The sequence below is a fragment of the Flavobacterium sp. N2038 genome, assembly GCF_025947185.1.
GTDB lineage: Bacteria > Bacteroidota > Bacteroidia > Flavobacteriales > Flavobacteriaceae > Flavobacterium.
In genome coordinates, this window is the sequence record NZ_CP110001.1 from 4,128,693 (window position 1) to 4,141,009 (window position 12,317).

General features: G+C 34.5%; 8 protein-coding genes. 2 read left to right on the forward strand and 6 right to left on the reverse strand.

The window, feature by feature from the left end; all coding sequences use genetic code 11:
• Positions 1 to 274 precede the first annotated feature (274 nt).
• Entirely contained in the window at positions 275 to 1,333 is a 1,059-nt protein-coding gene (locus OLM51_RS18065; RefSeq protein WP_264551992.1) for a sensor histidine kinase, read from the forward strand.
• A gap of 64 nt (positions 1,334 to 1,397) precedes the next feature.
• Positions 1,398 to 2,111 (forward strand): LytR/AlgR family response regulator transcription factor, encoded by a 714-nt coding sequence (locus tag OLM51_RS18070; protein ID WP_264551993.1) that lies wholly within the window; start codon positions 1,398 to 1,400, stop codon positions 2,109 to 2,111.
• Between the two features lie 43 nt (positions 2,112 to 2,154).
• Here the strand turns inward: OLM51_RS18070 and OLM51_RS18075 are convergent, their stop codons facing one another.
• From OLM51_RS18075 to OLM51_RS18100, 6 genes are all read right to left on the reverse strand, one after another.
• A complete protein-coding gene (locus OLM51_RS18075) occupies positions 2,155 to 2,508 on the reverse strand; it encodes a DUF488 domain-containing protein (protein WP_264551994.1) in 354 nt (117 codons plus the stop codon).
• A gap of 176 nt (positions 2,509 to 2,684) precedes the next feature.
• Positions 2,685 to 3,587, reverse strand: coding sequence for an ROK family protein (locus tag OLM51_RS18080; protein ID WP_264551995.1), 903 nt, complete (start codon positions 3,585 to 3,587; stop codon positions 2,685 to 2,687).
• A gap of 143 nt (positions 3,588 to 3,730) precedes the next feature.
• A complete protein-coding gene (locus OLM51_RS18085) occupies positions 3,731 to 5,191 on the reverse strand; it encodes a glycoside hydrolase family 125 protein (RefSeq protein WP_264551996.1) in 1,461 nt (486 codons plus the stop codon).
• A gap of 4 nt (positions 5,192 to 5,195) precedes the next feature.
• A complete protein-coding gene (locus OLM51_RS18090) occupies positions 5,196 to 7,478 on the reverse strand; it encodes a GH92 family glycosyl hydrolase (protein ID WP_264551997.1) in 2,283 nt (760 codons plus the stop codon).
• A 142-nt stretch (positions 7,479 to 7,620) separates the two neighbouring features.
• Positions 7,621 to 9,951, reverse strand: coding sequence for a GH92 family glycosyl hydrolase (locus OLM51_RS18095; protein WP_264551998.1), 2,331 nt, complete (start codon positions 9,949 to 9,951; stop codon positions 7,621 to 7,623).
• 170 nt (positions 9,952 to 10,121) lie between these two features.
• The gene (locus OLM51_RS18100; RefSeq protein ID WP_264551999.1) at positions 10,122 to 12,110 is read right to left on the reverse strand and encodes a beta-mannosidase; all 1,989 of its coding nucleotides are present in this window, start codon (positions 12,108 to 12,110) and stop codon (positions 10,122 to 10,124) included.
• Between the last annotated feature and the right edge of the window lie 207 nt (positions 12,111 to 12,317).

Here is a 12,317-nt window from a genome sequence, read left to right on the forward strand (position 1 = left end):
AGTAAGCATAATATTTAATATTTAAAAAAAGACATTTACTACTATTTGTGATAAATGAGTTGTTTGACAAAAAAAACTTGTTGACTATTATTTTTGTCTATCTTTATTTTACATCTTGCGGTCATAATTGCAATCAACCAGGTAAAACTCTGTATAAAACAATAATAATTTAACTTTAAATTTATATAAAATTGATTTTTACCTAAAGTAATTTAGACAAACGACATCTAAACTAAGACAAACACCAAAAAAAGCTTCAAAACGTACTATTATTATGCATTTCAGCTCAAGCAGATTATATTCAATACCCTTGCGTTACCATATTTTTTTCTGGCTTACGTACTTTTTATTCAACACTTTCCGCTGGGGAATCTACTTCAATGATTATGGTTATTCCTTCAAAACTAATTTGCTTGGTTTTCCTATTCACATGACACTTTGTTATCTGAATATTTTGCTGTTTATGCCTTATCTGGTTTATCGAAAAAAATACCTTTTGTACGTAATTGCTGTTTTGGTTTCGATTTTTATAATGGTGATGGTAAAATTTAATCTCACTTATTTACTGATAAATCATAATGTCTGGCCAGAAGGCCCACAAACAACTGATAAACTGACTCTTAATTATGCTATCGATATGATGATCGGTGAGCTCTATGTGATCACTTTTGTGACTGCAATTAAGCTTACACTGGACTTTATGAAAGAGCAAAGAAGAGTAACTGATCTGGAGAAATCCCAATTGGAAACGGAGTTATTATTCCTTAAGTCCCAAATTTCGCCTCATTTTCTTTTTAATACGCTGAACAATATTTATTCATTATCGGTAGAGAAATCAAACAAAACACCTAAGATTGTTCTCAAACTTTCCGAATTAATGCGCTATATGCTGTATGATACTAAAAACAAAAGACAAAGTCTGGAGAATGAAATACTTTGTATTCAAAATTATCTTGATTTGGAGCGTATTAGAAATGATGACCGACTGGAAATAAACATGTCTATTTCGGGAGATATTCATGATAAAGAAATAGCCCCCATAATATTATTGACTTTTATTGAGAATGCCTTTAAACATGGGGTGAATAAAAACACCGGAAAAGTGGCAATTAATATTGGCTTTAATGTAAAAGGAGATTTTTTGCATTTTACTATTTCAAATCCGCAGCCTGAATTTACAACTCTGGAAGATAATTTTAATGTCTCCAGCGGAATAGGCATCGAGAATGTAAAGAAAAGATTAGAATTAGGTTACAATAAAAATGACTATACTCTTTCTTTTAAAAAGAAAAAGAATATTTTTGTCGTGAAGCTTGTAATCAAGGTTGCCTAAAAGGATTTTTATTGATTAAAACTTTGCAAATCAGATTATTTTGCTCAAAAAATAATAAAAAGAAATGAAGATAAATTGTTTAATAATAGATGATGAGCCATTAGCAATTAATGTTATCAAAAATTATTTAGACCCTGTTGAGGACTTTGAGGTTTTAAATACTTTTAGTAACCCAATTGAGGGCCTGAATTTTTTAAAAAACAATAAAGTCGATGTCATTTTCTTAGACATTAATATGCCTGTTCTTGATGGTATAAATTTTATAAAAAGTCTTGAAAATCCGCCATTGGTCATTATTACAAGTGCTTACAGCCAATTTGCAATTGAAACTTATGAATTGGATGTTTTGGACTTTTTGGTAAAACCTATTGAATTCCCGAGATTAATGAAAGCGCTCAATAAAGTGAGTAAAAGGCTTGAAACATCAAACAATAGTACACCTGAAAACACAGGAGATAATCCTTTTATTTTTATCAAAATCGATAAAAAGAGGATGAAGAAAATCTTTTTAAATGAAATTTTGGTGATCGAAAGTTTAAAAGATTATCTAAAAATCAGCACGCTAACAAACAAATATATTATCTACGGTACTTTATCTGACTTTACGGATCAGTTACCAGAAAGAAATTTTTTAAGAATTCACCGATCTTACACTATTGCAATTGATAAGATTGATGCTGTAGAAGGCAATACGATTGAAATTGAGGGTCTGAGATATGTGATAGGAAGATCGTATATGGATCACGTTAAACAAAGAATTCTAAATTCTTCGACGTAATTAAATCTATAAAATTCGATTTGGTATCCTTCTAAATCTGATGCTATTTCTCTTTTAATAAAAATTCTTGCAAAATTACAGCATGATTGATCTTTGGATTTTTTGCGGCATATAACAAAGTTAAAGGTTTCTCTTTTGCTATGTTTTGCAAACGTTCCACTTCTTCTGTTTTTGTTTTTAATTCCTCCAGATACAATTTTGTAAATTCTGCAAATCGTTCTTCTTTATGGGCAAACCATTTACGCAATTCGGGAGAAGGTGTGATTTCCTTATCCCATTCATCAAATTTTAAATCTTCTTTTTTGAGTCCGCGAGGCCATAAACGGTCGACTAATATGCGGTATGTTTCGTCATCTGTTTTACTGTCGTAAACTCTTTTTACAATTATATCTTTCATTACGTTAGATTCATTTGCAAACTGAAATAAACTTTAAAAATCCAGTCCTGATTCATAAAGATACAAATAGATTTTTTGCAAAAGAAGTCAAGCTTCTTTAAACAAAAAACAGCGATTAAAAAATCGCTGTTTAAAATGTCAAAGTTTATGTAGAAAATTTATCTAATCCTGCAAAACTATATGGTATAAAGCATACTTGCTGCGCCCAATAAGGCTGCAACTTCATTATCTGTTGAAATAGAAACGGTAACATCAACACCCGCTTCTTTCATTTTTTTGTTAAAACCAGGAAGTATAAACTCACTGGCATTGGCAATTTTTCCGCCGATTACAAAGCTGTCTGCATTAAATTTTTCTAGCCATGGGGTTACTACCAGTGCCAAATCCTCTCCTAATTGCTCAAATGCTTTTATCGCAATTACATCTCCGGTTATCGCAAGATTATAGACTTCTAATCCGTTACTAAGACTTTTTCCCGTTAACGTTTTATAACTACCTAAAAGCCCTCTTGCCGAAATATAATCTTCTGCCATGCCGTCTTTATAAGGCAAATTATAAATTTCTCCGTCTTCCGGTACACTTTCTCCTGTCGCTATTGAAACTCCTTTGTCAATAAAACAGGCTCCAAGTCCGGTACCTAGTGTTATGGCCATTACTTTTTTAGAAAGGTTTTCGGCATTTTTGAATACTTCTCCTTTTCCGAAACAAACAGCATCGTTTTCAAAAAGAACCGGAAAATCACTTGAAAGATCAAGTATTCCATGGAACAAATTACGCACATTCAGTCCGTAAAAATGTTCGTATTTTGACTGGTCTTTTATCCAGCAAAGTCCGTTAGTGTAATCAAACGGGCCAGGCATACATACCGCAAGTCCTTTTACTGCTTCAACTTTTGAATTTTCAATCGAAGTGCGAATCACTTTTCCCCAGATAGACATGACCTCATCTACAGGCAAGTTAGAATCAAAAGATTCTTTTTGCAAGGACTGGTCAATCACTTTCATGCTTGCAATATCAATAATTGCAGCGGTAATATGTGTTCCTCCGATATCAATTCCAACGGCGTATTTTTTGTTCATCTCTTCTGGTTTATCTATTTTTTTTTAAAATCGTGTTGCAGTCTTTCAATTTTCATTACCAACATTAAAATTTCTTCATTTAACTTTGAAACTATAACTACAACCGATCGGTTAACTCATTCTATTTCTAACGTCAGCGAACTTTAAAGATTCTTATCTTTTAAAATCTGTGGATACTTGATACTGGTGTGAACAATCATTTCTCCAAAAAGTGTATTGGCCCAGGCAAACCATTTTCTGGTAAATTTTGTCACATCGTCTTTATGAAAAGATTCATGCATAAAACCTGTATCTGCGTTTGTTTTAATCAAATTGCTAATACAATGTCTGATCTCTTTTTCATCTACACTGGTTATGGCTCTTAAAACAATACTCATTGGCCAGATCGTATCTGTTCCTGTATGTGGTCCTCCCACGCCTTCTCCTGCTTTTCCTTTGTAGAAAAACGGGTTGTTTTCTGAAAGCACTACTTTTCTTGTATTTAAATAAAGTGGACTATCCGGTTCAATAGCTCCTAAATAAGGTAATGACAATAATGAAGGTACATTGGCATCATCCATCATATGAAAACTTCCGTATCCGTTTACCTCAAAAGCAATGATTTTTCCAAATTTAGGGTGCTCAATAATCGCATTCTCTTCTAATCCTTTCTGAACTTGTCCTTGCATTTCTTTTGCTTTGGCAACTAAATCTTTATCTAATAGAGCCGGCAAAGAGAAAATTTCCTGAAGATATCCTAATACTTCAATGGCAAACATGTTACTTGGAATTAAATATCCAAATAAAGTGCTGTCGTCACTTGGTCTAAAAGTCGAAACAATTAATCCGCAAGGTTTTACAGGATAACCATAACCGCCCAAAGGCACACCATCTGTAGCCCAGGCCGTAACTCTTTGAAAATTGTATGGTCCTTTATCAGTCCAGCGTTGCTGTTCTTTAAACGTTTGCAAAACCAATAACATAGCTTCTTTCCATTTGCTGTCAAACAAACTTATATCTCCTGTTTCTTTCCAATAACCATGTGCCAGTCTAATCGGGTAACATAAACTGTCAATTTCCCATTTACGCTCATGGATTCCAGGCTGCATTTTGGTCATGTCATTCTTCCATTCACTTACCTGATTAAAATCTTTATAAAAAGCATTTGCATAAGGATCCAGTAAAATACATTTTGTCTGACGATTGATAACTCCTTTTACCAATTCGGCCAGTTTTTTATCCTCTTTTACAAACGGAATATAAGGCCAGATTTGAGCTGTACTATCACGAAGCCACATTGCATCGATATCTCCAGTAATTACATACGTATCTGGTTTTCCGTCGATAATTTCAAAATCGACAGTAGTGTCTAAAGTGTTTGGAAAACAGTTTTCAAACAACCAAGCCAACTCCGGATTTGCAATTTGTTTTTTGATTCTTACAATAGCTGCCTCAATCGCTTTACTTGTAAATTTTCTTTCAGCGACAGGAGGTCTTTTGGTAATAAAATCTTTTAATGCAAAATTGAAAGTATCAGATTGCATTCCAAAAGCATCCGTTTGAATCGCCAATAATCCTGCGGAAAAAATTCCGGCATTTTTTATAAATTTTCTACGTGATTGCATAGTATTATTTTGAAGTTGAATAAGAATATGGAAAAGAAGCTGAAGTGGTACCTCGTTGTAAATTAGGTTCGGCTGTCATATCAAAATTTAATTCGCCACCTTTTAAAACATCTGAATGATTGATATAATTTTTGGTATAACCTGTATTATCCCATTTTAAATCCTGAACATATTTATTTGTTTCTGAATTTTTAGGTGCGTTTATAATCAAACTTTTACCGTTCTCTAATTGTAAAGTTAATTTTTTAAATAATGGTGCTCCCAAAACATATTCGTCTGTTGCCGGACAAACCGGATAAAATCCCATTGCAGAGAAAATATACCAGGCAGAAGTCTGTCCATTATCCTCATCTCCGCAATATCCGTCTGCAGTTGGCTTATATAAACGATTCATTACCTCTCTTGACCAGTATTGTGTTTTCCATGGTTCACCTGCATAATTATACAGATAAATCATGTGCTGAATTGGCTGATTTCCGTGCGCATATTGCCCCATATTCATGATCTGCATTTCGCGAATTTCATGAATAACAGATCCGTAATAACTGTCGTCAAAAACTGGTGGAGTTGTAAAAACAGCATCCAATTTGGCAGTGAATTTCTTTTGTCCGCCCATTAAATCAATTAATCCCTGAACATCGTGAAAAACACTCCAACTGTAATGCATGCTGTTTCCTTCTGTAAAAGCATCTCCCCATTTAAGCGGATTAAAGTTTGCAGGAAAACTTCCGTCTTTGTTTCTTCCGCTCATCCATCCCACCGCCGGATTGTACAAGTTTTTATAATTCATCATTCGTTTTTCAAACAGACTGATTTCTTTTTTAGGACGATTTAACGCTTTTGCCAGTTTCCAGATGGCAAAATCATCATAAGCATATTCCAACGTTCTGGCTGCATTTTCATTGATTTTCACATCATATGGAACATAGCCTAATGTATTATAATACGAAACTCCTTTGCGTCCAACAGCATCCATAGGACCTTCATTATTAGCTCCATGAACTAATGCTTCATACAAAGTATTAATATCATATCCTCGAAGTCCTTTCATATAAGCATCAGAAACTACAGAGGCAGAATTATTACCAACCATTACATTTCTAAAACCCGGACTTGACCATTCCGGTAAAAATCCGCCTTCCTTATAATCATTGATTAAGCCTTCCTGCATTTCTTTATTAATCGAAGGATAAACCAAATTTAATAAAGGATATAAAGCGCGGAAAGTATCCCAAAAACCAGTTCCTGCGTACATATAACCTGGTAAAATATTTCCGTTGTATGGACTGTAGTGTACCGTTTCGCCTTTAGCATTTATTTCATATTGTTTTTGCGGAAAGCATGTTGCACGATATAAACATGAATAGAATGTTTTTAATTGATCTGCGTCGTTGCTTTCGGCAGTTATTTTTCCTAAAACTTTGTTCCATTCGTTTTTAGAAGCTGCAACTGTTTCATTAAAAGATGCCGTACCTAATTCAGTTTTTAAATTTAATTCGGCTTGTTCCGGACTGATAAATGAAGAAGCTGTTTTTACATTTACAATTTCTCCTTTTTTAGTTTTAAAACTCACCACTGCACCAGCATGATCGTCCTGTAATTCTAATTTGTTTTTTTCTAAACCTTTGTCATTCCATGTACTGCTTGTTGTGAATGGTTTATCAAAAACCAGTACAAAATAATTTTTGAAATTACTTGGAACTCCACCACTATTGCGGGTTGTATATCCTATAATTTTATTTTCTGAAGGTATAATTTTGATGTAAGAACCTTTATCAAATGCATCAACTACAATTGAAGATTGCTCATTTTCAGGAAAAGTAATCTGAAAATGTGCGGCTCTTTCTGTTGCTGTAATTTCTGTTGTAACATCATAATCCGCCAGATAAACGCTGTAATAATATGGTTTTGAAACCTCTGCTTTATGACTGAACCAGCTTCCTCTTTCTCCTTCGGCAACAACTATTTTACCTGTTACAGGCATGATTGAAAACTGTCCGTAATCGTTCATCCAAGGCGATGGCTGATGCGTTTGCTTAAATCCTCTAATCTTGTCAGCTGTATATGTATACGCCCATCCGTCACCCATTTTACCGGTTTGCGGGGTCCAGAAATTCATTCCCCAGGGTCTGCAAATTGCCGGATAGGTATTACCATTTGAAAGACTATGAGACGACTGCGTTCCCATTAGCGGATTTACATACTCTGCCGGATCTAAGGTTTTAACTTGTGCTGTGATTGCACAACACTGTATTAATCCTAAAAAAATTAAGCTCTTTAATTTCATATGTTTATTTTTTTGCTTTACGCTTTAAGCTATAGGCTTTAAGCTAAAAAACTGTGACTGAATACTGAAACTGTAAACTGCAACCAAACTCTTCTTTAATCTAAAATCTATATTCTGAAATCTATATTCTAAAATCTTAAATCTAAAGAGGTCTGTCTTCTTTTTTCACTCCCCAGGTTGCAGATGGTTTACTTCCCATATACAATTTCAGCTCCCCTCCTTTTACAATCATATCGTGCGTGATATAAGATTTTGTATAGGGTTTTCCGTTGTATTCTGCTTTTTGGATATACATATTTACAGCGCTGTTATTAATAGCATTCACTGTAAACGAAATTCCTTTTTTGTGATGAATTGTTGCTGTATTTACTAGCGGACTTCCTAAAACATATACTCCGTTTGCAGGATTAACTGAATAGAATCCCATTGAGGATAAAATATACCAGGCCGACATTTGTCCTAAGTCTTCATTACCACACAATCCGTCTGGTTTTGTTGAGTAGAATTTATCGTCGATTTCTCTAATTAATTTGGCTGTTTTCCAAGGTTCTCCGGCAAAAGCGTATAAATACGGAATATGGTGATTTGGCTCATTTCCTTGTGCATATTGCCCAATTAATCCACTGATATCTGGAGAAATCTCTTCACCTTCTACTTTATCAGTGATTTGAAAAAGTGAATCTAACTTTGCCAAAAATTTACTTTCGCTGCCAAATAAGTCAATTAATCCGTAAGGATCCTGAGGTACCAGCCAGGTATATTGCCACGCATTTCCTTCTACATAATCGTCTTTACGATGTGCTGATGAAAGCGGATTAAATGGCGTTCTCCAGTTTCCATCTGCTAATTTTCCACGCATAAATGTAGTTTCTTTATCAAAATAAAGTTTGTACAAATTGGCTCTTTTTGAAAAATACTCGTAATCCTCTGTTTTGTTTAAAGCCTTTGCCATTTGAGCAATAGCATAATCATCTATAGCATATTCTAATGCATTACCAACAGATTCCAGCATTTTATCAGCTGGTATGTATTGTAGTTTTTGTACGTAATCCATTCCGTCACGTGTTTGCATTGCTGTTTTTTTCATTGCTTCATAAGCTAAAGCGACATCATAATCGCGATATCCTTTTAGGTATGCGTCTGCAATTACAGCTATGGAATGATTTCCATTCATTGTATTGGTTTCATTACCCATTAAATGCCAAACCGGTAATCTGCCTTGTTGCTCATAAATTGCCAAAAATGATTTTACAATGTCATTGATTTTATCCGGCTGTGTAATAGTGTACAAAGGATGAAGTCCACGGTAGGTATCCCAAAGCGAAAAAGTAGTGTAGTTGGTAAAATTTGCCTTCTCGTATACTTTTTTATCAGTTCCTCTGTAATCGCCATTTACATCATTGAATATAGATGGAGCAAACATGGTGTGATACAATGAAGTATAAAAAACTTTCATTGTTTTATCGTTTCCTGTAATCTGAATTTTATTTAATTCGGCGTTCCATTTTGAAGTTGCTGTTTTAACTGTCTGATCAAAATCCCAATTTGGAATTTCAGCTTTTATATTAGCAGCAGCATTTTCAGAACTTACCGGAGAAATTCCAACTTTTACCAAAACTTGTTTGTTTTTTAAAGTAGCGAAATCCAAAACTGCTTTCATTTTTAAACCTTCACCTTCATTTCCTGAAACTGCTGTTTTATCATCATACAAAGCTAATTTTGAAATTGGCTCAGAGAATTCCATTGTAAAATAAATGCGCTGATCTGTCGCCCAACCAGCTGAAAAACGATATCCCGCCAGTGTGGTTTCATTTATCTTTTTGATATATGTTTTTACCGGTTTATCCCAGCCAATTCCGTCTGCAAGGTCTAATAAAACGTGTGCATCACTGGTAGAATTAAAAGTATATTTATGAAAACCAACTCTTTCGCTGGCTGTTAATTCGGCTTTGATTTTATATTTATCAAGCAAAACACTATAGTAACCTGGCTTGCTTACTTCATTTTCATGTGAAAAATAAGACCCGTAACCGTTTACCATATCTTCTTTTGTTCCTTTAAAAAGAGGCACTTTTCCCGAAACCGGAAGCAGTAAAATATCATTTAAATCTCCAATTCCGGTACCGCTTAAATGTGTGTGCGTAAAACCTAAAATGGTATTACTTGCATAATTGTAACCACTGCACCAGTCCCAGCCTTCAAAAATATTAACAGGTCCTAACTGAACGGCTCCGAAAGGAACATTTGCACCCACAAATACGTGACCATGACCCGCTGAGCCAATAAACGGATTTACATATTGTGTGTAATCTAAATTATTCTGTTTTACATTTTTTTTCTGTGCACCAACTGGATTTACAAAAAAAAGATTTAAAGCGAGAATACCGCTAAAAATTAATTTGGTGTGTCTTGTAAACATATATTCTTTTTTTATTTGACTTTCTGATGCACCTAGAATTAAACTGGCTGCCATCTATATTTTAATCTTTAATAAAGATGCACTATCGTATATCTTTATGTATAATCTAGAACACAAAAAATAACCACAAAGAGTGCAATGACTCTCGCTAGGTTCGCAAGATAAACAGACGCACTACAGTGCGTCTCTACAGAAAAACCTTTGACCCTTTGCAACTTAGTACCTTAGTACCTCTTCAAAACATCATATAGAGAAAAAACCTTTAATTCCGGTTTTGCCACTTTGCCTTCAAACGTAATTGTTTTTTCTTCTCCTGCATTTAAATCAATATAATTATCGCTCCATTTTCCTGTGTAACCCTTTATTGAGACATAAATATACTTGGCTGCTTTTGAAGCTTTTAAAGTAACTTTGTTTCCAGATACTTTCCATGTTATTTTTGGATCCTCTAATTTTAAATCGATTGGACGGGTCAAATCAATTTCGGGGGTTTTATCATCTCTATAGGCTTCTTTCATGGCGTACCACGCAGCTTTCGGCTGACGATCATAATAATCAGTAACACTCCAGCTTGCTACCGGCCAGCAATCGTTAAGCTGCCAGACTAAAGTCCCCATATTATAAGGTGCTTTTGAGCGATGAATTCCGATAATATTTTTTAGCGAATAGTATTGCAGACACTGTGTAAGGTAGGTATAATCCTCGACACTCATTTTCTTTATTTTGGATGCCTCGATGAAATAACGGCTCAAATAAGAATCTAATTTCATGAAACCTTTTCCGGCTTTTTGATGTGCTTCTAAAATATCTGAATATAAATAACGGTCTTCCGGTTTTGTAAATGCTTCTATCGAAGAATAATTAGGCATAGCCTGCATTCCGTACTCGCTTACAAAACGACCCGTTTTTTTCTGTACTGCTTCAATATCTTCCAGCCCCCACCAGGTTCCCCAATAATGACTGTCACCTTGGGTAATACTCGCTTTTTTAGACCAGTGAAATAAAGGTGATGAACTAATATACGGGCGTTTGGTATCGACTTCTTTTACCCATTTTGGAATACTGTCCTGAAATAAACGAACATAATCCTTCCATAAACGAGTGGAATCCTGCTTTGACATTTTCATGCTTTTTTGCCATCCCCAATCTTTAAAAGCTTCGTCTATTTCATTATTTCCACACCATAAAACAATACTTTTATGATGACGAAGGCGTTTCACCTGATATTGAACTTCTGCTTTTACATTGTCAAAAAAGGCTTTATCTCCGGGTATCATGGTTCCGGCAAACATAAAATCCTGCCATACATAAATCCCATTTTTATCGCATAAGTCATAAAAATAATCATCTTCATAAATTCCGCCTCCCCAAACGCGAAGCATATTCATGTTGGCATCTTTTGCCATAGAAATTACTTTTTCATATTCTTTTTTAGTCACTCTCGAAAGAAAAGCATCCGAAGGAATATAATTGGCTCCTTTCATATAAACCGGCTTTCCATCAATCTTGAAATAAAATGATTTACCAAGACTGTCTGGCTGTTGTACCAATTCTATTTTACGATTCATTATGTACGGTTTCTCCGGGCTTTTTTCGTCGTAAGCTTCCAGACGTGGTGTTTTCCAGATACCGCAGGTAGTAAATTTTGGTCCCCAATCCCATCCGAAATGGTATTGTGCTTTTCGGGCATACGCGCGTGGATTATCCGGAATAACAAATGGCAAATCTTTTTTGGCAAGTGAATCCACAACATTTTGTGCCGATTTAAAAACGATAACCAAATCATTGTTTCCAGGTTTCAGTAACTTTTTTACCTCTACCTTCCATTGACGAAACATATTATCTGCTTTTAAAACCTGTTTATTGTTCAAATAAACGGTAGCATAAGTATCTAATCCATCAAAAACTAATTCAGCATTTTTTCTTTTTAAAATTGCAGATGAAACCTGAAAAGTGGTTTTATACTCCCAGTCTTTCTTTTCGATCCATTGCAGTTTTTTTTCATTATCTCTATAAAATGGATCTTCAATTGTTTTATTGTTAAGCAAGTCTGTATGGATCTCGCCGGGAACTGTTGCCGGGAACCATGCTGTTGTTTGTGTTTCGCGGTATTGCCAGCCTGTTTTTATGTCAATATTTTGAGCTTTGGCTACAAATGAAAAGCATGCGAGACAAATACCTACGCACCAATAAAAGCTTTTTGTATGTTTCATTTTACCGAGTAATATATTATTTTATAATTTTTAATGTTATTGTTGGCAGTTGGAGAAGGTCATAATTGATTTTCGCAATTATTTCCTTCTCTTTTAGGTTTTTGTATCAGAATAAGAGCAACTAACAAAATATCCAGAAATCATTTCCTTTTTTTATGACTGCCAAGTTTTAGTTTATTATTTGATTTTTTAAAATGAAAAACTTCT

Bases quoted from the DNA above. Each gene is read 5' to 3' on its own strand.
- OLM51_RS18085 (WP_264551996.1), bottom strand. From the start codon at position 5,191: ATGCAATCACGTAGAAAATTTATAAAAAATGCCGGAATTTTTTCCGCA.
- OLM51_RS18075 (WP_264551994.1), bottom strand. From the start codon at position 2,508: ATGAAAGATATAATTGTAAAAAGAGTTTACGACAGTAAAACAGATGAC.
- OLM51_RS18090 (WP_264551997.1), bottom strand. From the start codon at position 7,478: ATGAAATTAAAGAGCTTAATTTTTTTAGGATTAATACAGTGTTGTGCA.
- OLM51_RS18080 (WP_264551995.1), bottom strand. From the start codon at position 3,587: ATGAACAAAAAATACGCCGTTGGAATTGATATCGGAGGAACACATATT.
- OLM51_RS18070 (WP_264551993.1), top strand. From the start codon at position 1,398: ATGAAGATAAATTGTTTAATAATAGATGATGAGCCATTAGCAATTAAT.
- OLM51_RS18065 (WP_264551992.1), top strand. From the start codon at position 275: ATGCATTTCAGCTCAAGCAGATTATATTCAATACCCTTGCGTTACCAT.
- OLM51_RS18095 (WP_264551998.1), bottom strand. From the start codon at position 9,951: ATGGCAGCCAGTTTAATTCTAGGTGCATCAGAAAGTCAAATAAAAAAA.
- OLM51_RS18100 (WP_264551999.1), bottom strand. From the start codon at position 12,110: ATGAAACATACAAAAAGCTTTTATTGGTGCGTAGGTATTTGTCTCGCA.